The 24,518-nt window shown below is 38.3% G+C and carries 22 protein-coding genes; 4 read left to right on the top strand and 18 right to left on the bottom strand.

The annotated features are described in order from the left end of the window. Window positions 1–14: 14 nt before the first annotated feature. The 7 genes from gabT to BABA_RS09760 form a co-directional block, all read right to left on the bottom strand. Window positions 15–1,400 (bottom strand): 4-aminobutyrate--2-oxoglutarate transaminase, encoded by a 1,386-nt coding sequence (gene gabT / locus BABA_RS09730; protein WP_007085001.1) that lies wholly within the window; start codon window positions 1,398–1,400, stop codon window positions 15–17. Window positions 1,401–1,453: 53 nt separating this feature from the next. Beyond that, the gene (locus tag BABA_RS09735) at window positions 1,454–2,815 is read right to left on the bottom strand and encodes a putrescine aminotransferase (RefSeq protein WP_007085002.1); all 1,362 of its coding nucleotides are present in this window, start codon (window positions 2,813–2,815) and stop codon (window positions 1,454–1,456) included. A gap of 70 nt (window positions 2,816–2,885) precedes the next feature. Further along, window positions 2,886–4,358 carry an aldehyde dehydrogenase family protein gene (locus BABA_RS09740; RefSeq protein WP_040345868.1) on the bottom strand — a complete coding sequence of 491 codons (1,473 nt, stop codon included), beginning with the start codon at window positions 4,356–4,358 and terminating at the stop codon, window positions 2,886–2,888. Between the two features lie 204 nt (window positions 4,359–4,562). Continuing rightward, window positions 4,563–6,686 (bottom strand): sigma 54-interacting transcriptional regulator, encoded by a 2,124-nt coding sequence (locus BABA_RS09745; protein WP_007085004.1) that lies wholly within the window; start codon window positions 6,684–6,686, stop codon window positions 4,563–4,565. Window positions 6,687–6,788: 102 nt separating this feature from the next. Continuing rightward, window positions 6,789–7,037, bottom strand: coding sequence for a biotin/lipoyl attachment domain-containing protein (locus BABA_RS09750; protein ID WP_007085005.1), 249 nt, complete (start codon window positions 7,035–7,037; stop codon window positions 6,789–6,791). 267 nt (window positions 7,038–7,304) lie between these two features. Continuing rightward, the gene (locus tag BABA_RS09755; protein ID WP_007085006.1) at window positions 7,305–8,657 is read right to left on the bottom strand and encodes an APC family permease; all 1,353 of its coding nucleotides are present in this window, start codon (window positions 8,655–8,657) and stop codon (window positions 7,305–7,307) included. 416 nt (window positions 8,658–9,073) lie between these two features. Beyond that, the gene (locus tag BABA_RS09760) at window positions 9,074–9,676 is read right to left on the bottom strand and encodes a cell wall hydrolase (protein WP_007085007.1); all 603 of its coding nucleotides are present in this window, start codon (window positions 9,674–9,676) and stop codon (window positions 9,074–9,076) included. Window positions 9,677–10,088: 412 nt separating this feature from the next. On the opposite strand from BABA_RS09760, the gene BABA_RS26475 reads away from it, so the two are divergent. After that, window positions 10,089–10,181 carry a YjcZ family sporulation protein gene (locus BABA_RS26475; protein WP_007085008.1) on the top strand — a complete coding sequence of 31 codons (93 nt, stop codon included), beginning with the start codon at window positions 10,089–10,091 and terminating at the stop codon, window positions 10,179–10,181. 87 nt (window positions 10,182–10,268) lie between these two features. Here the strand turns inward: BABA_RS26475 and BABA_RS09765 are convergent, their stop codons facing one another. The 3 genes from BABA_RS09765 to BABA_RS09775 all read right to left on the bottom strand — a co-directional run bounded on the left by BABA_RS09765 (window position 10,269) and on the right by BABA_RS09775 (window position 13,072). Next, the gene (locus tag BABA_RS09765; protein ID WP_040345869.1) at window positions 10,269–11,852 is read right to left on the bottom strand and encodes an acetolactate synthase large subunit; all 1,584 of its coding nucleotides are present in this window, start codon (window positions 11,850–11,852) and stop codon (window positions 10,269–10,271) included. Between the two features lie 85 nt (window positions 11,853–11,937). Next, window positions 11,938–12,363: a disulfide oxidoreductase gene (locus tag BABA_RS09770; RefSeq protein WP_007085010.1), complete on the bottom strand. Its 426-nt coding sequence runs from the start codon at window positions 12,361–12,363 to the stop codon at window positions 11,938–11,940. Window position 12,364: 1 nt separating this feature from the next. Continuing rightward, the gene (locus tag BABA_RS09775) at window positions 12,365–13,072 is read right to left on the bottom strand and encodes a DsbA family protein (protein ID WP_007085011.1); all 708 of its coding nucleotides are present in this window, start codon (window positions 13,070–13,072) and stop codon (window positions 12,365–12,367) included. A gap of 197 nt (window positions 13,073–13,269) precedes the next feature. Here BABA_RS09775 and BABA_RS09780 point away from each other — a divergent pair, with 197 nt between their 5' ends. The 3 genes from BABA_RS09780 (at window position 13,270) to BABA_RS09790 (ending at window position 15,726) form a co-directional block, all read left to right on the top strand. Beyond that, window positions 13,270–14,328, top strand: a complete 1,059-nt coding sequence (locus BABA_RS09780) for a lactonase family protein (RefSeq protein WP_007085012.1) — start codon at window positions 13,270–13,272, stop codon at window positions 14,326–14,328. Window positions 14,329–14,449: 121 nt separating this feature from the next. Continuing rightward, window positions 14,450–15,157 (top strand): DUF421 domain-containing protein, encoded by a 708-nt coding sequence (locus BABA_RS09785; protein ID WP_007085013.1) that lies wholly within the window; start codon window positions 14,450–14,452, stop codon window positions 15,155–15,157. 104 nt (window positions 15,158–15,261) lie between these two features. Next, a complete protein-coding gene (locus tag BABA_RS09790) occupies window positions 15,262–15,726 on the top strand; it encodes a VanZ family protein (protein WP_007085014.1) in 465 nt (154 codons plus the stop codon). A gap of 55 nt (window positions 15,727–15,781) precedes the next feature. On the opposite strand, the gene BABA_RS09795 is transcribed toward BABA_RS09790, so the two are convergent. The 8 genes from BABA_RS09795 to BABA_RS09830 form a co-directional block, all read right to left on the bottom strand. Next, window positions 15,782–17,953, bottom strand: coding sequence for a right-handed parallel beta-helix repeat-containing protein (locus BABA_RS09795; RefSeq protein WP_007085015.1), 2,172 nt, complete (start codon window positions 17,951–17,953; stop codon window positions 15,782–15,784). Window positions 17,954–17,970: 17 nt separating this feature from the next. After that, window positions 17,971–19,233, bottom strand: coding sequence for a polysaccharide deacetylase family protein (locus tag BABA_RS09800; RefSeq protein ID WP_007085016.1), 1,263 nt, complete (start codon window positions 19,231–19,233; stop codon window positions 17,971–17,973). A gap of 84 nt (window positions 19,234–19,317) precedes the next feature. Further along, window positions 19,318–19,845 carry a KdsC family phosphatase gene (locus BABA_RS09805; protein ID WP_007085017.1) on the bottom strand — a complete coding sequence of 176 codons (528 nt, stop codon included), beginning with the start codon at window positions 19,843–19,845 and terminating at the stop codon, window positions 19,318–19,320. A gap of 2 nt (window positions 19,846–19,847) precedes the next feature. Further along, window positions 19,848–20,831: a KpsF/GutQ family sugar-phosphate isomerase gene (locus BABA_RS09810; protein ID WP_007085018.1), complete on the bottom strand. Its 984-nt coding sequence runs from the start codon at window positions 20,829–20,831 to the stop codon at window positions 19,848–19,850. A gap of 12 nt (window positions 20,832–20,843) precedes the next feature. Continuing rightward, window positions 20,844–21,674, bottom strand: coding sequence for a 3-deoxy-8-phosphooctulonate synthase (gene kdsA, locus BABA_RS09815; protein ID WP_007085019.1), 831 nt, complete (start codon window positions 21,672–21,674; stop codon window positions 20,844–20,846). 21 nt (window positions 21,675–21,695) lie between these two features. Further along, the gene (locus tag BABA_RS09820) at window positions 21,696–22,361 is read right to left on the bottom strand and encodes an acylneuraminate cytidylyltransferase family protein (RefSeq protein WP_007085020.1); all 666 of its coding nucleotides are present in this window, start codon (window positions 22,359–22,361) and stop codon (window positions 21,696–21,698) included. Between the two features lie 56 nt (window positions 22,362–22,417). Beyond that, window positions 22,418–23,290, bottom strand: coding sequence for a 6-hydroxymethylpterin diphosphokinase MptE-like protein (locus BABA_RS09825; protein WP_007085021.1), 873 nt, complete (start codon window positions 23,288–23,290; stop codon window positions 22,418–22,420). A gap of 14 nt (window positions 23,291–23,304) precedes the next feature. Further along, window positions 23,305–24,504 carry a leucine-rich repeat domain-containing protein gene (locus BABA_RS09830; RefSeq protein ID WP_007085022.1) on the bottom strand — a complete coding sequence of 400 codons (1,200 nt, stop codon included), beginning with the start codon at window positions 24,502–24,504 and terminating at the stop codon, window positions 23,305–23,307. Window positions 24,505–24,518: the final 14 nt, after the last annotated feature.

Genomic DNA, 24,518 nt, shown 5'->3' on the forward strand with positions numbered 1-24,518 from the left:
TTTGATAATTTTGCTTAATGACATCCATTTTTATTCCCCCCAACCGATATTGCCGGATCCTGCAGATAAACTGCTTCCATTGCTTCCTCAAGAATTTGTAATCCTTCCTCAAGCTGGTCGTCTGTGATGGTTAATGGCATAAGGAGGCGGATGACATTGCTGTATAGCCCGGCACTAAGTAACATAAGACCACGCTCTCCCGCTGCTTTTACAATTTTTCCAACTGCTTCTTTATCAGGTGTTTTCAACTGTCTGTCTTTGACGATTTCCATCGCACACATTGCCCCAAGACCGCGCACATCTCCAATTCCCTCGAAGCGCTCTGCAAGGAGCTGCATTTTTTCAAGTACTCGCTCTCCGATTTTTTCAGCCCGTGCATTCAGGTTTTCACTTTCAATGATATCTAAAACTGTTAACGCGGCACGGCAGCCAAGCGGACTTCCGGAATAGGTTCCACCGATTTCACCAACTGCAGCCGCATTCATAATTTCTGCTCGGCCAATGACGCCGCTGATTGGAACCCCAGCCCCCATTGATTTTGAAATGGTTAGTAAATCAGGGACAACATCAAAGTGATCGATGGCAAAATACTTCCCTGTCCGGGCGAATCCAGTTTGGATTTCATCGGCTACGAATAGAATTCCATATTGTGTGCAGATTTCCCTAACTCGTTTAACAAAGGCGGTGTCAGGCACGATAAATCCGCCTTCCCCTTGAACGGGCTCCATCACGACCGCGGCAATCGTCTCGGGAGCTACTTCTGCAAGAAGGAATTGTTCGAATTGCTCGATGATCATTTCGCTGTATTGCTGTTCACTCATTCCATCTGGGCGGCGATATACATATGGATATGGTGCTTTGTAAACCTCCGGAGCGAATGGACCGAATCCAAATTTATACGGCTTGACCTTACTTGTCATCGTCATTGTCATTAACGTCCTGCCATGGAAGCCCCTTGTAAAGGCGACAATCCCTTGGCGCCCAGTGTATTTTCTGGCAATTTTCACGGCATTTTCAACAGCTTCCGCACCACTGTTAAAAAAAGCAGCCTGCTTATCGAAATCCCCAGGGGCAAGCTCGCAAAGCCGCTCGGCCAATGTAATATATGATTCATACATCATCACATTAAAGCCTGTGTGGATAAATTGGCTTGCTTGTTCTTGTAGAGCTCTAACCACTCTTGGATGGGAGTGACCAACATTTAATGTTCCAATAGCACCAGCAAAATCAAGATAATGATTACCGTCCACATCTTCGACCAATGCTCCTTGTGCTTTTTTTACAAAAGATTGGCAGTTATTACTGATTCCTTTAGGGACAAATTTATTTCTTCGCTCCAATATTTCCCTCGATTTGGGCCCGGGTATCTCTGTTTGGAGCTTAACATACTTCTTTTTCACTTCCGTGCTCCCCCCTTTTTTAAAACGGCTCATTGCAATCCTATAAAATATATCTATGCTTTCACTTGCCCTAATACTTCTTTAAAAGTGCTGACCACCTTATCAACTTCTTCATAAGCAATCGTCAGCGCTGGCTCGATTCGGATTGTCTTCGAATTAATCAATGTACCTGCCACAAGGACACCACGGTCAAACATTCCTTTTGACACTTCATAGCCAATTTCATCCTGGTGGAATTCGATGCCAATCATTAAGCCTTGGCCGCGGATTTCCTGAACCTTATCTTCATGACCCTTCGAGGCCTTTTTCAATTCCTCTAGGAAATAGGCGCCCACTTCCCCGGCTCTTTCCGGTAAATGATCTTCTATTAACACACCAATCGTCGCAATCGCCGCAGCACAGGCTAATGGATTCCCGCCGAAGGTTGTCGTATGCATAAATGGATTCGGGAACCAGCTCTTAAATACCTCTTCTTTGGCCACAATGGCTCCCGCAGGCATAACGCCGCCGCCAAACGCCTTCGCAAGACAGATGATATCCGGCACCACATCATACAACTCAGCAGCGAACATTTTTCCAGTACGCCCCATGCCTGTCTGTACTTCATCAAAAATTAACAATGAGCCGTATTGGTCACAAAGCTCGCGAACTTGTTTTAAATATCCCTCTGGCGGCAGGATGATTCCGCCTTCACCTTGAATCGGCTCTAAAATAACAGCAGCCACATCTTCGCCAACCGCAGCGCATACCTCAAACGTTTTTTGCATCATGTCGATATCGCCGAATGGCACATGACGGAACCCTGGAATTAATGGCAGGAATGGTTTACGGAACATGCCTTTTGCCGTCCCGGACAATGAACCTAAGCTTTTTCCATGAAAAGCACGTGTAGTCGAAATAAATGTTGTCCGCTCGCTGTACATTTTTGCTAGCTTAAGTGCTGCCTCAACACTTTCAGTCCCGCTGTTTGTAAAAAATGCATACTTTAAATCGCCTGGTGTAATGTCAGCAAGTATTTTTGCCAGCATCGCCCGAAGTGGGTCAAGCAAGTCTTGGCTATGAAGAGCCTGACGTTTTAACTGATCGGTTACCGCCTTAACGACCTTTGGATTGCGGTGTCCGACATTATAAATACCGAAACCGCCAAGGCAGTCGATATATTCTTTACCATTTACATCCTTAAAACAGGAACCATTATCCGACCATTCGACTGCTGCAAATTGTCCGCCTTCCGTAACGGTTTTGCGGTATTCCAGGAATCCTGGATTTACGTGTTCGCGGAAACCATCCACCGTTTCCTTCGTAATCCATGATGCTTCTGCTTCGTTAATTTCCTCTTTTTCTATTAAATCTAGAACCTTATTAATATATTCACTCACTTTTTGATTTTGCCTATTATTTATATCGATACTCATTTTCTCTTACCTCCTATTGAAATTTGATAATTATTAAGCTGCAGCGCCCCTGATCAAGGCGCTTCCGCTTTTAATTCGAAAACCAGCCTACGGGCTCAACTTGCAAATTAATGTTAATCTGTTTAATCTCCTGGAATTCCTCAAGGCCAAATGTTCCAAGACTGCGGCCAATACCGCTTTGTTTATAGCCGCCCCACGGAGCTTCGTTATAAGTAGGATGATAGGAATTCACCCAGGTAATCCCGGCACGAAGTTTTTTAATAACCCGCAGCCCTTTTGCACCATCTTTTGTAAAAACAGCTGCGGCCAATCCATAAACAGTACCGTTTGCTAGCTTTAGACCTTCCGCTTCATCCTTAAACTTCTGAATGACGACAACCGGTCCGAAGATTTCCTCCTGCACGATTCTCATTTCCTGCTTCACATCAATGAAAACGGTCGGCTCAACAAAGTAACCCTTATCCAAACCATCACGAATGATTCGATTTCCACCGCAAGCAATTGTCGCGCCTTCCTGTTTTCCAAGTTCAATATAATGAAGTACTTTTTCCAAATGCTGTTCGCTTACAAGCGGGCCCATTTCCGTAGTATCATCCTGACCAGGTCCAACCTGAATTTTCTTCGCTCGCTCGACAAAACGCTCAACAAATTGATCATAAATACTCTCTTCAACAAGAATTCTCGATCCGGCTGAACATACTTGACCTGCACCGGCATAAATGCCAAACAAAGCATAATCGACAGCGGTTTCAAAATCAGCATCTGCAAAAATAATATTCGGTGATTTACCGCCTAATTCGAGCGACACTTTTTTCATCGTATCGGCAGCCGTTTTCATGATATGTTTACCTGTTTTCGTACCGCCAGTAAACGAGACCATATCGACTTCCGGATGGGAAGCGATTTCATTTCCAACCACTGGACCAGCACCCATCACCATATTGGCGACACCTTTTGGTAAGCCTACTTCTTCAAAAATTTCAAACAGCTTTTTCGGTGTAATGGGTGTTACCTCAGATGGTTTATATACAATCGTATTTCCCGCTGCAAGTGCCGGAGCGATTTTCCAAACACTCATTAACAATGGATAGTTCCAAGGAACAATTAACCCGCAAACTCCGACAGGCTCGCGTACAACCATGGCTTGCATGGGGTCGGCAACATGATAGGTCTGGCCATCAGGCGCCGTAATCAATCCTGCATAATAGCGGAAACATGCGGCTGCGTCAGCAACATCAAAGCCTGCCTCCCTTAACGGCTTCCCATTATCCATTGTTTCAAGTTCGGTTAACTCAGTAGCATATTCATCAATTTTGTCAGCGATTTTTAATAAATAGGACGCTCTTTCCTGAGCGGAAATACCGGACCAAACTCCTTCTTCAAACGCTTTACGTGCCGCAAAAATGGCTTCGCGGGCATCTGCGACTGTTCCTTCAGGGGCATAGGAAATCACTTCACCATTTGCAGGATTTATCACCGGGCGTGTTTCTTGATTTTCAGCATCTTTCCACTCACCATCAATAAACATCTTTAGGTTGACCATACGGTTTTTAACTTCGACCATTTTTAATTCCTCCTTTGTTCACCCTCACCTACTATTGTTGCAAGAAGCGTGCCAACACTTAAAAGCAAGGAAAATAGCATCCTTTGAAAAATATCCAATCGAAGCTATTCAATTTTGCATAACTCTATTTCAATGTGCATAAACAGGAAAAAGCTGTCTCAATAAGTCTGAAACAGCAGTGAATTACAATGTGGACATGTTTTCAAGTTTAATATTTTTCTCTGCCAATATTTTTTGATATTTTCTGCTGACGGATGATTGGCTGATACCTAGGGCTTTTGCCGCCTTTGTCGTGGTTTTGTATTGGTTCATCGCCATGATAATTAGCTGTTCCTCGACATGATCGATAGCATCCTGCAGAGGAATCACGCGGGTAATCACAGGCTTCATTTTTTTATGTTCATAGCCTAATGATAAAAATTGACTTACAAACTCGGCATCGATTGCCGGATGATCTGCGGTCACTACTAATCTTTCAATAATGTTTTGCAGTTCTCTTACATTACCGGGCCATGAATAAAATTCAAGCACATTAATGGCATCTGGTGTTAAATGATAATTTCGGTCGTATTTTTCATTCAGCTGCTGAAGGAAATGGAAGGCCAAGAGGGAAATGTCCTCCGTCCGCTCTCTTAATGCCGGGATATGAATGGGAATGACATTTAGACGATAATATAAATCCTCGCGAAATTTACCTTCCTCCACCATTTTCGCTAAATTTTTATTTGTGGCCGCGATGATTTGTACATTTACTTTCATCGAGAGTGTACTCCCCACAGGGATGAACTCCTGTTCCTGAAGGACGCGCAGCAGTTTTACTTGCAAGTGGACAGGCATTTCTCCGATTTCATCAAGAAACAGAATACCGCCATCCGCTTGTTTGAAATAACCGTCTTTACCATTTTTATCAGCACCTGTAAAAGCGCCCTTCGCATAGCCAAACAGTTCACTTTCAAGCAGATTCTCCGGAATGGCGCCGCAGTTCAATTTCAAGAACGGCTTTTGGTAACGCTTACCTAATTGGTGAATAGCTTGGGCAATTACTTCTTTTCCGACCCCTGATTCCCCGTGTAGCAGGACTGTCGATGAAAAATCAGCAATCTTCTTTACTTGATTCATGATTTTTTCCATTTTAGGACTGCAATAAATCAATTTTTTCAAAAAGCGATCTTTACTTTTAAAATCATCTAATTCTTTTCGATATTGTTCTGATATTTTCCGCATTTCCTGCAGTTCGCTTTTTAGCCGCGTTGTTTCGGTAATATCGCGAGAGGCAATAATAATCCGATCGAGTTCATTTTTTTCATTAAACACAGGATTGCCAACAGCCAGAATTTTTCTGCCGTTATGTGTTTCTTGGACAACGGAAACCTTTTTCTTTTTCTCCATGACAAGCCTTGTGACAGATGGAGTAAACAGGCCGCGGTCTTCCAGTTCAAGAATGTTTTTTCCAATCAGTTCTTTTAAATCCACATTCCAAAAATCTTGAATGATGTTTTCGCTGAATCTGATCAATTCCCCTTTCGCATTCACCACGAGAATTTCATCATAAATGCTTGAGAGAATGGCGTTTAAATCTTTATTCAAATCCTTAATATATTCAATTTCAAGCGCCATTTCCTCAACCATCGGTATATCCTGAACAACGATGATAATCCCGTCCACTTCGTTATCGTAGTTCAAAATCGGACTATAGTCGACGAGAACGCCCATTTCATTTGTGATTTCAAGATGGTTGAGCAGCGTCTTTCCGGTTTTAAACACCTTGTTAATGTGAGAGCTGCTAAAAATATTTCCGGCAGGTAAGTTCAACACCTTCTCTGCCTTCGATTTAATCATTTTTAATCCGGCCTCATTGCAATTAATGATCCGTTTTTCTTTATCTAAAATAAAAATCCCCATCGGAATTGAGGTCAACATGATTTTAAGCAAGTCGACACTTTTATTTTCCTGTTTAAACAGTTCTGCCAGTACATCTTCTCTTCGAATGTAACCCGAAGGATTTCCATCCTCACCCTTAATAATGGCAAATGGTTCACCGATAATTTGAAACAAAACAGGCAAGGAAATATGTTCACTTAAATGACAGATACTTTCAAGCGGTTTGGCATGTTCAAGCAGGAGTTCAACTGATAATGCCTCTTTTTCAAGCTTTCCAACCACCACATAGGCAAATAAGTGATTTTCTTTTTTTAAAAATAAAAAGGGTTCTTTAAGGTTACTTAAGGTCGAGCGAAATCGTTCATTACTTCCTTCAACTGCCACTGAAATAATCGGCTTCACTTTTTCTTTTGCCACAGAAAACATCGTTACTTCCCCCTTAAACCTTGTCAATCTAATACTACCACTTAGTTCAGAATTTTTAAAATAATATCCATAAAAAGAAGATGTGAGGAGGAGCCCCACATCTTAACCACTTCCGGTGATAAACATATCTTCCTTAACATAAGCAAGTACCATTCCGGGAATAACATCGTCCCCCTCCTGAACTTCTAGTGATTCAACCTCCCCACTGACACTTGATTGAATGAATTCTTGTTTGCCATCTCTAGTTTTGAGCACAAACAATGACTCCAATTCACAAAATCTTGATTCTCTTTTTACTGAAATCCTTTCGACCTTGCCATAGCACGGGCTAAGTACCACACCGAAATACATCGAGACTACCTCCAATTTAGTATTGCTCCTGAAACGGTTAGCGATTCGACCGCCATTCTTAACACCTTATTTTGTATTGTTATTAATGATAGTAGCAATTTCCATGCCAACTTGTGAAAGGCTGGTGGAGGCAGGTTTAATGATGTGATTTTTAATAAAGGAATGTAAGCATTATGAAAAAATGATTGAACTATTCATATTTGCATAATACACACTAAACCATACAAAAAGCCAGGCGAGTAGCCTGGCTCTGGTAACTTTCCCTATCTAAAGTGAAGAAGTTCTCTCCGCGTCATCAATATTTAAATCGGCAATTTTAATTGTAAAGAATCTTGTTTGGAAAATCATATAAACAACACCGATTACAATCCAAACGATCCCCCCCATAAGGGCATCGGCTTGGAGGTTATACCACAAAATTCCTGTTAAGCCCGCACCAAGGATCGGCATGACAAGATAGGAGAATATGTCCTTTCCTGTTTTGTACTTTTTTAAGTGGAAGACGAAATGAGCGATGACAGATAGGTTAACAAATGTAAACGCAATTAGAGCGCCAAAGTTAATAAACGAAGAAATTAACTCAAGGCTTGGAGCAATAGCAAGCAGAGACACTACCCCAACAAGAACGACGTTAAAAACCGGTGTCCGAAATTTGGGATGGACATAACCGAAAGTCTTTTTCGGAAGGACACCGTTTCGGCCCATTACGTACAAAAGCCGTGATACACTTGCATGTGAGGCAAGTCCAGAAGCCACCGTTGCCGCAAACGCACCAGAGAGGAAAATCAGTTTAAAGATGGTACCGCCAACAAACAAGCCAATTTCCGGCAGCGTATCATCCGTTACCTTAAAACCTGAAATATCCGGAAATAAAGCTTGAGCAAAATAGCTGCAAATGAAGAAGATGGCACCGCCAATAAAAACCGTCAACATAATTGCTTTCGGCATTATTTTACTATCAATCGCTTCTTCCGCATACATCGTGACGGCATCAAAACCGATAAACGAGAAACAAACCACTGTTGCCCCTGTTAAAATAGCACCAAGGTGGACGTTGGAATGGAAAATCGGTTCCGTTGTGAAAATGGTTCCTTGTCCCATTCCTTTTGAAAGCTGGAGGAAGGCAAGGACAATAAAAGCTGCAATAAGAACTACTTCAAAGATAACAAGCAATGAATTTAAACTGGACGTTTTCCCCATACTCCAGGCATTTATGGCCGTGACAGCGGCTACATAACCTACGACCCAAATCCATGCCGGAACATTCGGAAATACCGATACCATATAAATACGAATAATTAAGGCATTTACCATCGGAAGTAAAATATAATCAAGCAGCGCTGCCCAACCGACAATGAAACCAAGATGGGGGCTCATCGTTTCCCTTGTATAGGTGTAGGCTGATCCTGCGCTCGGAAATACCTGCACCATTTTTCCATAACTAATCGCCGTAAACAACATCACGACCAGTGCCGCCAGATACGCAAGCGGTACCACACCATTTGTTTCTTTAGACACGATTCCAAATGTATCAAACACAATCGTTGGTGTCATATATCCTAATCCAAGCATAACGATTGCCCAGAGTCCAAGTGAACGTTTAAGAGTAGTATTCTCCAATTTAATCAACTCTCCTTTGCCACTATATTCGTTTATCAGCTCCAATTGAAAGCACTTACATTCCTTTAATCATTTAATGAATTATCGTATCTTTGCAGGAATTCCTCCTTTCATTTTTAAAGCGGAGTTTAATTATTTTAAATAGTTGCAATTTTCATACCAATTTATATTTATTTCTTCAAACAGCGTTATCAGTACTTCTAGTTAATCTTTAAAGGAGTTAATTTTATGAGAATATGCATAAGCTAGTCAGAATTGCATAAACTTCACCCAATAAAAAAACTTGCTGTTGACAAGGGGTAGCATCAAGTGCAGCTCCATGAACGAAAAAAAGCAGTGAGATTCCATTTTTAGGAATTCACTGCTTTTTTGTTTAAAAATTTCATTTTTTGAAAAGCTATAATATGAAGTGAAAATTATCTTGCAAAACGGTGGTTACCGATTGTTACGGTTACTTTACGTGAAGTAATCCACTGGCTGGAAGATGTTTTTGGATTATAAAAAAATAATGAACCATTACCTTGTCCTCTGAATGCTAATGCCTCATTAACTGCCTGCTTAGAAGCTGCATCTGCAGGTTGATTGATCTGACCATTTTCTACTGGAGTAAATGCATAATGACCGTTTGCTATTTGATTTATAACCCCACTGATAGAATTCGGGAATTCGGGACTTGCAACTCGGTTCAAAATAACTGTTGCTACAGCTACTTTCCCGGCATAAGGTTCGCCAACTGCCTCGGCATGAACAAGACGCGCCATTAAATCCTTTTCTGCTGCTGTAACAGTAGAATTTGGGATTACTAGATTTTGACCAATATTAAGGGCACTGCTTGTTGCATTGTTTGCTTCCATTAAACTATTAACCGGAACGCCAAAGTTGGTTGCGATTTTCCAATAGGTTTCACCCGATTGCACTTTATGAGTAGTTGTAGCAGCTTCAGTTATACCATTTAAAGTAAATGCTGACATTGATAGAATCATTCCCGTTGCAATCACTAGTTTTTTTAGTTTATTCATTTTATGACCTCCAAAATGTAGTGTGCCGTTTCTCTACTAATAAGGCTAACAGTTGTTACATTCTTATTCATCGTCCAAAAGTTGGTAATGAAGCTTTAACTATAATGAACCCCGTCATAAATGCCTTTCTCTACAAAATGGAATGATCAACCAATCTATTATTATTTCCTATTAATCCCTTCGGTGGATAGTTAAGGCTCCATTATTACATGACGTAGCACGCTTGTAACAAAAGGCCAACAGCGAATTTGTTGGCCTTTTCTGATGGCGTTTTATGAACAAAAGGCTGTACCCTTCATTGGGTCAGCCTTTTGTTCATTCAGCACTTTTTTTTTACGAATATGCACTTGTCCATTTCAAACATTATGCTTCACGCATACATTGTAATTATTAATAGGTGGAGGTGATAACTATGTCTGATGGCGGACACGGCAACAACTTTGCGTTAATTGTAGTGTTGTTTATTCTTTTAATTATCGTTGGTGCTTCATTTATGATGTACTAATGATGAGTCGAACCATCTCACCATAATTCTTATGGTGAAAAGAGCGGTAAGAGCCATTTGGTTCACCGCTCTTTTTTATGCTTCTGTTTACCTAAGTTGCATTATAGTATCAATAAGCACAATTTCATTTTTCGCATTCATCGCTTCCGTTACCATTCTTTCAAACTCCTCCACATTCGTTGCCCTCATTCCCCTAGCTCCAAAACTTTCTGCTAATTGAACGAAATCGGGGTTGGTAAATGTGACTCCGTAACTATCGCCAAACTTTTTCTTCATTGTATCCACTTCTAGCTTCAGCATCGAGTCATTTAATAGGATGATTACAAAGGATAAACCTAGTCTTTTAGCGGTTTCAAGCTCAGCAAATGCCATTAATGCTCCGCCATCGCCCGTTATACAGATAACTATTTTTTCCGGGGCAGCTAATTTTGCCCCAATCGCACCAGGGATCGAGATGCCCATGGAGGCAAATCCATTGGAAATAATCAGTTGTTTCGCATGCTTTGGTTGATAGGTTCTGGCAATCGCGACTTTATGTGAGCCAACGTCAGAAATTAAGACCATTTCGTCAGTCTGGACTTTTTCAAGCACGTGCAAGATTTTTTCAATCGTTAAGGCAGAATCATCGCTAGCTTTCTCAATAATAGAATAGGACTCTTGGATGCGACGCTTTAATCCTCCAATGGGCTGCCAAGGCTTTAGGGTTGGTATAAGAAGTGGCATTGTTTCCTTAAGATTTCCTACTAACTCAGCCTGTACAGGGTAATATTCATCCACATCCGCTGCTGTCGCCGAAATATGAATGACCGGAACTTTTTTCATATTCCATTCTGATGGAAGCTTTTCGACCAGATCAAAGCCAATCACAATCAGTAAATCCGCTTCTTCAAACCCTCGAAGAACGTAATCCTTTTCCATAAACCCAAAGGTATAATAATTTTGCGGGTGATCTTTTGATAAAATCCCTTTCGCCATGAAGCTGGTTGCGACCGGTGAACCTAGTTGGTCAATTAATGATAGAACTTCCAAAACAGCATCTTGGCGAATGACTTCATTTCCAACAATGATAAATGGTCTTTTACTTTGGTTAAGCACTTGTGCTGCAATTTTGAGTGATTCTGCCACAGGTACACTTTTTGGCAGACTTGAAACAGCTAGTGGCTCAGTGGTCACATTTTCGACAGCGATATCTTCCGGCAATTCGATTACGACAGCTCCCGGTTTCTCTTCAAATGCTAGCCGAAAGGATTTTCTAATGATTTCAGGAATCGTGTTGGCATCCTTTATTTGTATTGCCCATTTTGTTACAGGTTTATATACCTCTTTGATATTAATATATTGATGAGAATTTTTATGTTGATCCTTTAACGCTTTTTGACCCGTAATGGCGATAACTGGTGAATGATCCAAATTTGCACAGGCTATTCCCGTTACTAAATTCGTCGCCCCGGGGCCAAGGGTTGCCAGACAAACTCCTGGTCTTCCGGAAATTCGGCCATAAACATCGGCCATGAATGACGCCCCCTGTTCATGGCGAACAGGTATGTAGGTTATTTTTTCTGAAGCGGATAAAGAATCCCCTAAATCGATTACTTCCTTGCCAATAATGCCAAAAACGAATTCCACACCTTCATTTTCTAAACAACTTACCACTAAATCAGATGCTTTCATTTCTGCCTCCATTTAAATAGATTTCCTACCTCTATTCTTTGCCAAATTTTCATAATCATGAAAGGCCAAAACAGAAAAGAAGAGACTATCCGCGAATAGTCTCTTCTTCTTTATTGCTGCGCGCTAAAACAAGCATGCTAATCGTGATAATGATAAAAGCAACTAGCGCTAGCATTGGAATCGTGATAAACCCAAGCCAATTAATATAATCCTTCGAGCAAGGCACCCCGCTTGTACACATTTCAAATTGCTGCAGGTAGGGTATTTTTTGCAATATAGTATGGTACCCGGATATTAGCACACCAATAATAGACAATGGCAGTACATATTGATAAATGCTTTTATCGTTTCGGTAAACAGCAATACCTAAAATGATGGCCAATGGGTACATAAAAATTCGTTGATACCAGCAAAGGGTACATGGAATAAAATGCATCACTTCACTAAAATAAAGGCTGCCGAGTGTAGCGATTATGGCCGCAATCCAGGAGAGAAGTAAAGGTTTATTCATACTATTCACCCTTTGCTGCTTTATCTACCATATCTTTCAAATCATCCATTGTTTGTCCATCAAAATATTGCCCATTCACATAGATGGCTGGTGTTCCGGTAGCGCCTAGTTTTTTAGCTAAGTCCATATCCTTGTTAAAAGATTCCTTTGATTGATCGTCATTGAAGTGTTTAACAACCTTGTTTACCTCAGCATCGCTGGCCACTTCTTTTAAGGTGTCAGCTAAGAATTTATCGGTAAACAGATCGATTTTTTCATACTTCGTATCTTCAGGCTGTTTTTTATAGATTAAATCATGAAATTTCCAGAACGTTTCATTGCCAAGTTCATGATAAACAGATTCGGCAAATTTAGCAGTACGTGTAGAGTCAACATTAATAAAGGCATAATTCATAAAATAGAGTTTCGCCTTTCCTGTGTCGACTAGCTCCTTTTCGATAACTGGGATGACATTTTCATTGAAGTTTTTACAGTTTGGACATTTATAATCACCAAACTCAATAATCGAGACCGGTGCGGACTTGTCACCAAGGAATGGTTGATTACTGTAATCAATGGATTCCTTCGTTTTTGATTTATCATCCGTTTTTGAATGGTTGCCTATGAAAATAAATCCTAATACGAAAGCAGCAATAATCCCAATCATCCAGAAGGTAAACTTAGATGAAGATTTCGGCTGGCTTTTATTATTTTTTTTGTTCTTTGCCATAATCAAACTCCTTTTGTTGACGTATATAATAGCAGGGCGAAGGTTTTGTCCCAGATAATTTAACTATTACTTATCCCCAATAATAATGCAAATAAAAGACCTTTGTTAAATGTGAAAATTCATATGAGTAGCATTTCAATGATAGTACGATATTATTAGTATAGGTATTATTTTAATCCATGCAAGGAGCGAAGAAGATGACAAACAAGAACAATAAGTACATTGGTTATATTGGTACATATACAAAAGGGGAAAGTAAAGGGGTCTATTCTTTTACACTTGATACCGACGAAGCAAAAATACTCGATGTAAAGCTGGCGGCCGAATTAGATAATCCTACATATGTAAATATCAGTAAAGATAATCGTTTTCTATATGTTGTAAAAAAAGAAGGAGAAAATGGTGGAGTCGCTGCATTTTCCATTCATGAGTCGGGAGAACTAACATCAATCAATTCTCAACTAGTAGCAGGTTCATCACCTTGTCATGTAAGTGTTGACAGTAAATCCAAGGTTTTATTTAGTGCAAATTATCATAAGGGGGAGGTCGTATCTTATTTACTTGATGAAACCGGATCTATTTCACCTGCTGTCTCAGTGATGAAACATGAAGGCTCAGGTCCCGATCCCCGGCAAGAAAAACCGCATACCCATTATGCTGGTCTTACTCCTGACGAGAACTTTCTTGCCGTTGTGGAACTAGGTATCGATGCGCTTATTACCTACTCCGTCGGGAGTGACGGGACTCTTACAAAGGCAAAGCTATTACCATTAAAAGGGGGCAGCGGTCCACGCCATTTGGTTTTTCATCCCAATGGTAAATATGCCTATATTATGACCGAATTCAGCTCTGAGGTTGTTGTTTTAACCTACTATCCCGAGGATGGCCATTTTACCGAGAAGCAATATATCTCCACATTACCTGAAGATTTCGCGGAAAATAATCAAGGGAGTGCGGTTCATATTTCTTCAGATGGACGCTTTGTCTATGCTGGAAACCGTGGTCATAATAGTATCGCTGTATTTCGTGTAGATGCATTTTCAGGGGAACTTAGCCTTGTCGAGCATGTTTCCACTGAAGGGGATTGGCCGCGGGATTTTGCATTAGATCCTAGTGAGAAATTTATTGTGGCTTCGAATCAGGAGTCCGGAAATCTTGTGTTATTTTCACGGGATGATGCGACTGGAAGGCTAACTCTTATCGAGTCGGATATTGCTGTGCCGTATCCGGTTTGTGTGAAGTTTTTAAATGAGTAGAAAGATTACAGAATAGGCTTAAGGTCAACCTATTTTCGAAAAACCTATCTGACAAAAGGTGTAAAAAGAAAGAATCCGTGACAATCTAAGGAGGACGTACTTCGTAAAGGATGTGTCCTTCTTGCATTTTTTTTTCCACGGTCAGGAATCTTTATCGATATTAGATTGGATTCTAAGAGCAGCAGTTATTTTTATCTTTGTCATCTTTACCGTGAAAATAATGGGTTCTCGTGCCATTTCACAGTTACGATTACTTGATTTTGTGATCGCCTTAATGCTGGGAAACATCATTGCCCATCCCTTATCAGACCATAGAATTGGATTAAAAGGCTCAGTAATCTCAACAATTGTCATTGTTGTGCTGTATTTGCTGGGCATTTTTTTGAGTTTAAAATGGCCAGGACTAAGAAGAATCATTAATTCAAAGCCTTTTCCGCTTATAAAGGACGGTGAAATCCTATATAAAGGGTTGAAGCGAGCCAGAATATCAATCGATGATTTATTGGCAGAATTGCGAAAAGAGAAGGTTGAGGACGTTAAAAAAGTAGCCTTAGCCATATGGGAATCCAGTGGTGAAATCTCCTTGTTTTTAGAACCGCAATTTGAAGCTATTACACCTTCATTCTATCAGCTTCAAACAGAACCATTTGATCTCCCCCAGACGGTCATAAGAGAAGGAAGGATTGACTTTTCCGTTTTGCGAAGAATAGGTAAGGAGGAAGAGTGGCTCATTCACACTCTCAGATCCTCACATCATACAGAAATAAATAACATCTTACTTGCTACAATTGATCGACAACATAATTTGCAGGTTTTTTTATATAAATAATTGACAGATTTCTTTCTTTTATTCGACAGCTTTAATTGACAAAGTTTTCATCCCCTGTCTTTTATAATCGAAATAAGAAGGACATGTAGGATGGGGGATAAATTATGGCTCACCACCAAATGCCAAGAAGTAGTTTAAATAAAAAGCCTCAGAAATCTATGCTTTTTGTGAAAATGATATTGGTTATTATATGGGGCTTATTTTTGTTGTTAAGTACATGGACTGAAAGTTTAGAGCAACTATTAGAATTACATTCTTTCGGTTTTAAATGGGTTGCAACACCTGACTTTAAATCCTTCATTTACTTTAATGATTTAACCTTGGTACATCCTGATTATGTAGAAGTAAAATTAGGACACTTTATTGGTTTTGCGATTATGGATGTTCTCCTATTCAACCTACTAAAAAGCCACAAATATTCTATCGGAATAGCGCTTTTTTTTGCGTTTCTAACAGAATTCTTACAATTGTTTTTCGGCAGAGATGGACGGTTATATGACCTTATTATTGATTCATTGGGGGTTTTAACGGTTTACTTTTTATTAATAAAGATTAAATATAGGACTTAATTAAAAGAACATCCCAAAATATTTTACTTTTTAGGATGCCTTCTTTTTTTCGAATTCAATGTGTAATAAGCTTGTTATTAAAATTCATGTCTTTTTCTGTTAAAGTCAATACAGCTTTATAAATTGTATTGTCTTCAACCAAATAAGGCGGGGCGGCTATTCCTGCATTCGAAGTGTCTAGCGCTGAAATATCAGTTTTCGTTTGTAATAAGTTCCCTTTAATGGTAACATTAAAAACCTTCGTAGGTTCCGGATCCCCATAAGGCCCAATCTTAATTAGTGGTGTATTATTTATGTTGTTTTTTGCTAAGATTGTGCTGTTCAATAGCTTAAAATTTTGGGCTCCTAAAACATAGATAGCTGCCCCATATCCGATGTTTTCTTTTACTTCTAATTCTGAGTTATTAATTGTCACATCTGGCTTCCCATACAAACTTTCGACAACCAGTAAATTTTCCTTGGCTTTTACCACACAATTATTCAAACTGTATTTACCGGCATTATTTATTTCAAGTCCCCTAGTTTGAAAGGAACAATAACTATAAGTTCCCGCAGGAAGGAGAGTCCCTTCCCTATTGCTTGCAATCACTTTTAACCGATCATAGATGCTTTTACTGTTCCCAGGCCCGTAAATAGCCCCTTTGCCTTTCGTTTTGGTCTTAATATCTACTTCTTTTAACTGGATTGATTTATCTCCAATAAAGAGGATTTCAGAATGAACCTTATTATGAAAAATTTTTATCTTTGATATCTTCTGACCCTCTTCATTACCCACGTTAAGGCCTGTATCACTAAGTGTAGAATTGCTAAAGGTGATATTCCTTCCCAGTAGATTAACATCGCCGTTTTTGAATTGATTGCTATCAACTATAGCATTATCTGCTTCCAAAGTAAGACTTGATCCAATGAAGGTATTACCCTTGAGGACAACATCTCCCATAAATCCTTTATGAGCATACACCCCGATGGAATTTTTAATATTTTGTTCAAAATTGTTATCTTCAATCTGAACGTTCTCTCCATAGGGAAGAACCACTTGAATTTGGTTGTCGGTGAATCTATTTCCTCTAATTAGGGTGTTCTTTCCAAGATAAAATCCCGGTTCAATGTCGATGCCACTTTGAGGAGCTGTTCCGTTTGTGTGATGAATATGGTTATTAATAATTTGAACATCTTCCGAACCAACCAAGCTGATTCCCTGTCTTCTGTTATATCCTATTTCGGAATTCTTTATTGTGATATTTTTTGAAATCGCTACAGTCATCCGATCCACCTTAACGCCTTTTGTTGAGGGGGCATCGATTACCGCTCGGAAATAATCTGCACCAATTGGGATAAACGACTCACCTTTATAGAATTCTATTTGTTTATCCTCTTTAATAAAGCTTCCGTCTTTTCGATAATAATACACATCTACTTTACTTCCATCGGTGATTCCATCAGGAAGCCAGAAAAATATATTTTTGTAAGATTTGTATGAAGGATCGTCAAAATTAGTAACCTCACGATTATTGGTACGGATTTTACCTTTGGCTTCAACCGGATTTCCCTTGTCGTCAATACTACCCACCTCTAAATTTGGTTCCATAATAGAAGATCCGGTAATTGTAGTTCCGCCCACAAAGATTCCGTCTCCCGTGAACTTTTCGGCTTTCACCCCGTCAATTACCACATTTTCCGCCCCTACAATTTTAATTCCGTATCCCCACTCATGAGTTCCTGCTGATTCAGGTCCTTCCCTTTTTGAATAATCATGATGGTCACGATCTCCGAGAAAGGTACCTCCTTTCACTGTTACATTTTTCACATCTTCTCCTAGGTAAAGAATAGAATAGTCTTCATATTCATTAGCCTCTTTTTGTAAAATTGTCTTTTCACTTAACAGCAAATCCATGTCGCTAACCATAACGATACTTGCTTCGGAATCTTCATTTTTTGTACCTTTGGCAATGAGGTATGTCCCATCTGGTATTATAAAGGCTTTATAACCATTTTTTTTTGCCCACTGAAGTGCAGAGTTGATCCCTTTGGTGGTTTTCAACGGATGAGTTCCATCGTTATATACTCCCCATCGACTTAATTCAAGCTTATAAATTGAACTATGGTTTTCACTTTTGGTTTGTGGTATTGGCTTTGTAGCTAGTTTATCGACTGTATTAAATTGAACATAGGCTCCAGCGGTTAATAAAGAGAATACTGCTGCGGATAAAATGACCCATTTTTTCAAAAATATCACTCCTCCTATCAAAGGAGTGTTGTTTCAAAATTATTTAATGTTAACATTACTAAATTAATATTTATTCCTAACAAAATTAATAAATTATGGACTGAGCCAACTGCCACCTTTTCGCTTCTTGTTAGTGGATTTTGATCTATACTTATCTCTTTTAATTTTGGAAGTTTTTTTAGCAACCTAAAGTCGGTAATCTGATTGTTTCTCAAGTTAAGTTTTTCTAAGTTTAAAAAGTATTGAATTCCGTCTAAATTTGAAATACTATTATTACTTAAATCTAATTCTTTTATACAACTTAACTCTTTTATAGAAATCCATTTTTCATATGGATTGGAAAGTTGTTTTCTTACTGATTTTTCTAAATTCCGGTCAATAAAAGTGGCTACCCCTGCTATTTCAGCTGTTGTATAGAACTCCATATCGTTTTTTCGGGCATGATTTATTACTTTTTGAATTGTATCGGGTGAAGTTCTCCACCACTCAACTCCTGAATCATCTTTTTCCCATCCAAAGTCATCCCACTTGACATCATCTGGCAGAATGGAATGACACATAAAGATAATGTTTCTTCCTGTCTTCTTTGCTATTTTCATCAACTTATTCATATATTTTGCGTTCGATAAATATACGCTATCTATACAAATAGAGGGAACGAATCCCGTACAATTAAAATTCGCAAAATTATTCTTATGTAAATGTCCCCTTACTACCTTAAAGTAATTGGGAGTTATTTCTGAAATATTTTCATTTTCATATTCGGAGTATGGTAATGCAAAGGATACTGGATGTTTAAACTTTTCATTCGTTTTTGAATGGGATTGATTCTCCATCCATTTGAATAGGGAGATTATTTCATCCTCAATCCATTTTTTTAATCCTTTTTCTTTAGAGTACTTATACGCGCTTTTATGATTAAAGCCATGATGAGCTATTTCATGCCCATTAGATTGTAAATCCAGAAGCATATCTATTTCACTCTGCGTATGAGGTCTTTGATCTTCATAATGATGGAAGCCATTGATATTAAATGTGGCCTTGACATCATAATATCCAAATATAGGTCTCCCATATTTATACCAATGTTCTATTCTAAAGCTATCATCAAAAGAAAAGGCAATCCCCGGTTTATTGATATAAGGAATTGACCCCTGATGTTTTTTAATACCTTTAGGAAGATGTGCCATCATATTCTTGGTAACATATCTCCAAGACCTGTATTCAAAATAGCTTTTCTTCACAGTCTGAATAGTCTCTGAAATACTTTTGATTATCATACTATGCCCCCCAAATTATTAATATTTCGCTGCTTTGATATTCAGACAAAGCAAGGAAAATTACCCCCATTACATATTCAATGACTATTGAATTAATTCATATTTTTGAGCTAAATAATTATTTACTAGTGTGTTATAATCTGTTTGCCTCTCTAAGATAAAATCAATCATTTCTCTTACTGCTCCCTCTCCACCTCTTGCGCTGGTAACATGGGCAACTTTCTTTTTCACAAATTCAACCGCATCTTGTGGAGCGAAGGTTATAGAGGAATTTAGAATAATTGGCAAATCATTGATATCATCTCCAATAGAACAGACATTCCTATAATCTATTTCCAAGCTAGTTAACAGATTATCAAAGACCGCCTTTTTATCACTAACACCTTGAAAAACATAATCAATATTTAATTCTTGAGCCCTTTTCGATACAGCATATGAATTTCGTCCCGTAATGATTGCAAATTCTATCCCATGGTATTTTGCCAGGCTGATTCCCATTCCATCTTTTACATTAAAACTTTTCATTTCAATATCATTGGAGCCAATCGTAATTTTCCCATCTGTTAAAACTCCGTCAACATCTAATATTATTAACTTAATATCTTCACACATTTCTAAAACCCCATCTTAGTTAAATCTTGTATATGAATCATTGCTATTGGGCGATTATCCCGATTGATAACTGGAAGGACAGTTATTTTCTTATCCTCCATAAGCTTGAGTGCTTCAACAGCTAGTATATCAGGAGTAATAGTAATTGGAGACCTATTGTAAAGACTCAAGATGTTTTTATCCATTATTTCAGAGCCATATGTAAGAGCCCGCCTTAAATCGCCATCCGTTAGAACCCCTATAAGCACCCCATCCTCACCAACTATGCTTACTGCCCCTATGCCAGACTCCGTCATTTTAAATAGAACATCTTTAAAACCTAATCTATAATTTACTATAGGATTTTTTTGACTTTGTTGAATAATATCCTCCACTGTTAATAATAATTTTCTTCCTAAAGAGCCTCCTGGATGATAAAGAGCAAATCTTTCAGCGGTAAAATTTTTAGCATTTAGCAGGGCAATGGCAATGGCATCACCTATCGCCAAAGTCAGTGTAGTGCTTGTAGTTGGCGCTAGTCCTAACGGACAGGCCTCTTCAATTTCACCAATACTTATTGTTATATCGGCCTTTTCAGCCAAAGTAGAAAAGCTATTGCTTACTATTGCAATCATTTTTGCACCAATCCGCTTAATAGACGGGATAATTTTTAATATTTCTTCCGTTTCTCCACTATTTGAAATGGCGACAATGATGTCTTTGTCTGTCACCATCCCTAAATCACCATGAAGTCCTTCAGCTGGGTGTAAAAAAAAGCTTGGTGTCCCTGTACTAGCCAATGTGGCAGATATCTTTTTTCCGATAATCCCTGATTTCCCCATACCAGTTACGATAACATGACTAGAGCAATTTAATAGTAGTTCAATCGCTTGGATAATTTCATCCCCTAGTAATGTCTTATAATTAAGAATGGCCCTAGCCTCTATCTCCAATACTGCTCCAACACTAGCGATATAATTGTCCCTTGTTTGAACAAAAGATGGCATGTATGAACCTCCTTAATGATTATTTTTTACTATTTGATCAATCTCCTTAATTTGCTTTAATATTTGTTCCAAATTTTCAAGTCTAATCATATTGGGTCCATCAGACATTGCCTGATCTGGATTAGGATGTACCTCGGTAAATAAAGCGTCCATCCCAACTGCTGCAGCGGCACGTGCTAATATTGGTACATATTCTCGCTTTCCTCCTGTTGTTTCACCATTTCCGCCTGGAATTTGAACACTATGCGTGGCATCAAAAACCACAGGAACCCCTAATCCACGCATGATTGGTAGTGAGCGCATATCGACAACCAGGTTATTGTATCCAAAAGCGGACCCCCTCTCGGTTAACAATATATTTTCGTTCCCAGATTCTCTTAACTTAACAACAATATTCTTCATATCTAAAGGAGCTAAGAATTGTCCTTTCTTCACATTCACAATTTTCCCTGTCTTTGCTGCTGCAACAAGCAAATCTGTTTGACGGCATAAAAAAGCGGGAATTTGAATGATATCTAAAATCTCACCTGCTAGCTCTGCTTGGTACGGTTCATGAATATCGGATGTAACTGGAATATTATATTTCGCTTTAATATGGGCCAACATTTCCAATCCCTTTTCAATTCCGGGTCCTCTTTCGGAAAAAATGGATGAACGATTTGCTTTATCAAAAGAAGCCTTAAAAATAAAAGGTATATTTAACTTATTTGTTACTTCCTTAATGGTCGCAGCGGTTTCATCGATTAATTGTTTACTTTCAATTAAACAGGGGCCTGCAATCAAAACAAATGGATTGTTTCCACCAATAGCAATCCGTTCACTTACTTTTATTTCCATAACCATCCTCTATTCCTCCAGCCATTATTAATAAACAGGACTTTGATTTTCATGATGATATACTTTTAATGCAAATTCATAATCTTCTTTCGTATCAATATCGATTGCTTCCATGTCACTTACCACTTGAAGGTAAGGATTGAATCCAATTCTACGCCCAAAGTCTAGAAAGATATTTCTTTTGAACATAAAAAAACCACTTGTTTCAATATAAACAGGTGTTATGTCTTGTGTTCTAGGCACGTTATTTAGTTCATAATTTAATGGTTGCCCATCATACCATGCAAATGTTTGCTTTTTTTGAACACTTAGTGCTGAGTCATAGCTATTATGTAAAACGTTTGATAATGCAGTGTCTATTGTAACTGAAGATAAAAATGGAGAAGTTGTATGGGCTAGAATGTATATGTCACTATCTATTAATTCAATAAATGATTGATATATTTCATTCCCTTTAACCATGTCACCATCTAAATAACTATCCCGCTTTAAAAATTTCACACCATTGGGCAAATATTTTCTTATTTCTTCATCACTACAAAAAACATAAACCTCATCAATGTTCTTAACCTTTAATAAGGTTTCAAAAATATACCATGATAAGGAGTGTTCCCCTAAAGGAAGTATATTTTTATGGGGTAATCTTTGACTATTTAACTTGATCGGTACGAATGCAACCACTTTCTCTTTCATTCTTTCATCTCCCATCGATTATTAATATTTAGTATTCAATTAGCACAACTCATGTACTAAACTGTTTTCACTTCTAATAATCTACTATTTTTAGATAATACTTCATCAAGATTTACTCTTTCGAATACTTCAAGCTTTCCTCCCCTAGTCGCATTAAAAATTTTTATATTATTTTTCTCTGCATATTTCTTTGCTTCTAGATAGGCGCTAATCATTCTATCGCCAGCCGATAAAAACGTTGGATCAACGATGCCGTATTCTTTAAAATGATGATTCATATTACTTGCGTAGTTACAATCCGCACCTAGTAAATATATTTCCTTAAATCCCAAATATACGGCTATTTGAATTAGAGAATATGTAATGGAATATCCGTCGTAAACTACAGCAAAGGCATCATCACTAAATTTTGTCCGATATTTTGGGTGAGGAATAGTATGGTTTAACAAATGATGAGGATAAATAAAGGAATCATCTGGGATAGGTTTTTGTTTTGAAATAAAGTCACTTATGAATTTACACTCCACATCTAATTCCTCGATATATTTTTCAAATTTATTAAATACACCTATATCCTGGATACCATAATAGGTTGGCCTCCAATCTGTTTCTTGGAAAGCTAAACATATTGAATTCATGCTAAAGGTGAATTCATGATCTAACTTTTCCAGGTCGTTAATGGTTAAACTTGGGCCAGTAGCTACAATAAAACATCTCTCGCCTGTATGTTTATTTTTTAATTCTTTCAACTTTTCGTAACGGCCTTTCCTAGAAATACCCATTATTCTTAAAAACCTTTTTATATTAAAGATAATGATTGAGATAATGTTAGGTAGTAAAACAGGCAAAATAAAATACTGCACTCTTCTAATTTTTGTAATAATCAAATAGGTAAATTTATTGCTTTTTAAACGCTCTTTTAAAGTCATTTTCCTCACCTCATTTAAAAAAGAACTTTTAACCCGGCTAACGGAGGGGCTATTTTTGATGAAATTGGATTATTACCAATGTCTATTTTCTTTAAATTTGGAAGTCTTTCTATTAACCTAAAATCAGAGATATTATTATTATTTAAATTGAGCATCTCCAATTTAGTAAAATACTGTATTCCATCTAAATTTGAAATGTCTTTACCGCTTAAATCTAATTCTTTTATTGCACTCAATTCGGATATAGAAATCCAAGACCCATATGGATTTGCAATGTGATTCCTAACGCAGCTCCCCAGATTTCGATCGATAAAGGTAGCTACATTGGCTAATTCAGCTGTTGTATAAAATTCCATATCCATTCTTTTCGCTTCATTAATAATGGTCTGAATTGTATCAGGTGTGATTCTCCACTCACCTGAACCAATCGGATCCTCTCCCCATCCAAAATCATCCCATTCAGCCTCTTTTGGTAATATGGAATGACACATAAAAATTAAATTACAACCAGTTTGTTTTGCAGCCTTCATTATCCTTTTTATATACTTTACATTAGGTACAAATTTGCTATCTATACAAAGAGATGGCGCAAGTCCTGTATGACTAAATGGTGTCAAATTATTTCCAACTAATTGTCCCCTTACAATCTTAAAGTAGTCAGGGACTAGCTCACTTATGTTTTCTTCATTGTACTCAGCAAATGGAAACGCGAAGGTAACTGGTTTTTTAAACTTCTCTTTTGTTTTCGAATGCGCTTGGTTTTCCATCCAATCGAACAGAGATATTATTTCATCTTTGATCCAGGCGGATGAACCATTTTCATTTGCGTAACTGACTGCACTTTGATGTTTAAAACCATGATGTGCCAGTTCATGTCCACATGATTGTAATTCTAATAACATATCAATTTCTTTCTGTGTATGTTCTCTTTCTCCTTCAAAATGATGGAACGCGTTTACATTAAATGTTACTTTGACATCATAATATCCAAACATTTCCTTCCCATACTCAACCCATTGACCCACTCTATAGCTATCATCAAAAGAAAACGCGATGCCTGGTTTATTTATATAAGGAGACATATGACCAAACCCACGTTTATCGATTGCCTTTTCCATCCCCCTTATTAAGTTTCCATAGTACCATTCCCAATACCTATAACGGTTAAAGCGATCCTTAACTTGACCTAGTGACCTAGTCAATGCACTTTTCACTCTTTATGCCCCCT

Source organism: Neobacillus bataviensis LMG 21833 (assembly GCF_000307875.1).
GTDB classification, from domain to species: Bacteria; Bacillota; Bacilli; order Bacillales; family Cytobacillaceae; genus Neobacillus; species Neobacillus bataviensis.

What these genes read in the sequence shown, in the direction of transcription:
- BABA_RS09735 (WP_007085002.1), bottom strand. Translation starts at nt 2,815, where the DNA reads ATGAGTATCGATATAAATAATAGGCAAAATCAAAAAGTGAGTGAATAT.
- BABA_RS09740 (WP_040345868.1), bottom strand. Translation starts at nt 4,358, where the DNA reads ATGGTCAACCTAAAGATGTTTATTGATGGTGAGTGGAAAGATGCTGAA.
- BABA_RS09745 (WP_007085004.1), bottom strand. Translation starts at nt 6,686, where the DNA reads ATGTTTTCTGTGGCAAAAGAAAAAGTGAAGCCGATTATTTCAGTGGCA.
- BABA_RS09750 (WP_007085005.1), bottom strand. Translation starts at nt 7,037, where the DNA reads ATGTATTTCGGTGTGGTACTTAGCCCGTGCTATGGCAAGGTCGAAAGG.
- BABA_RS09760 (WP_007085007.1), bottom strand. Translation starts at nt 9,676, where the DNA reads ATGAATAAACTAAAAAAACTAGTGATTGCAACGGGAATGATTCTATCA.
- BABA_RS26475 (WP_007085008.1), top strand. Translation starts at nt 10,089, where the DNA reads ATGTCTGATGGCGGACACGGCAACAACTTTGCGTTAATTGTAGTGTTG.
- BABA_RS09765 (WP_040345869.1), bottom strand. Translation starts at nt 11,852, where the DNA reads ATGAAAGCATCTGATTTAGTGGTAAGTTGTTTAGAAAATGAAGGTGTG.
- BABA_RS09770 (WP_007085010.1), bottom strand. Translation starts at nt 12,363, where the DNA reads ATGAATAAACCTTTACTTCTCTCCTGGATTGCGGCCATAATCGCTACA.
- BABA_RS09775 (WP_007085011.1), bottom strand. Translation starts at nt 13,072, where the DNA reads ATGGCAAAGAACAAAAAAAATAATAAAAGCCAGCCGAAATCTTCATCT.
- BABA_RS09780 (WP_007085012.1), top strand. Translation starts at nt 13,270, where the DNA reads ATGACAAACAAGAACAATAAGTACATTGGTTATATTGGTACATATACA.
- BABA_RS09790 (WP_007085014.1), top strand. Translation starts at nt 15,262, where the DNA reads ATGGCTCACCACCAAATGCCAAGAAGTAGTTTAAATAAAAAGCCTCAG.
- BABA_RS09800 (WP_007085016.1), bottom strand. Translation starts at nt 19,233, where the DNA reads ATGATAATCAAAAGTATTTCAGAGACTATTCAGACTGTGAAGAAAAGC.
- BABA_RS09805 (WP_007085017.1), bottom strand. Translation starts at nt 19,845, where the DNA reads ATGTGTGAAGATATTAAGTTAATAATATTAGATGTTGACGGAGTTTTA.
- BABA_RS09810 (WP_007085018.1), bottom strand. Translation starts at nt 20,831, where the DNA reads ATGCCATCTTTTGTTCAAACAAGGGACAATTATATCGCTAGTGTTGGA.
- kdsA (WP_007085019.1), bottom strand. Translation starts at nt 21,674, where the DNA reads ATGGTTATGGAAATAAAAGTAAGTGAACGGATTGCTATTGGTGGAAAC.
- BABA_RS09820 (WP_007085020.1), bottom strand. Translation starts at nt 22,361, where the DNA reads ATGAAAGAGAAAGTGGTTGCATTCGTACCGATCAAGTTAAATAGTCAA.
- BABA_RS09825 (WP_007085021.1), bottom strand. Translation starts at nt 23,290, where the DNA reads ATGACTTTAAAAGAGCGTTTAAAAAGCAATAAATTTACCTATTTGATT.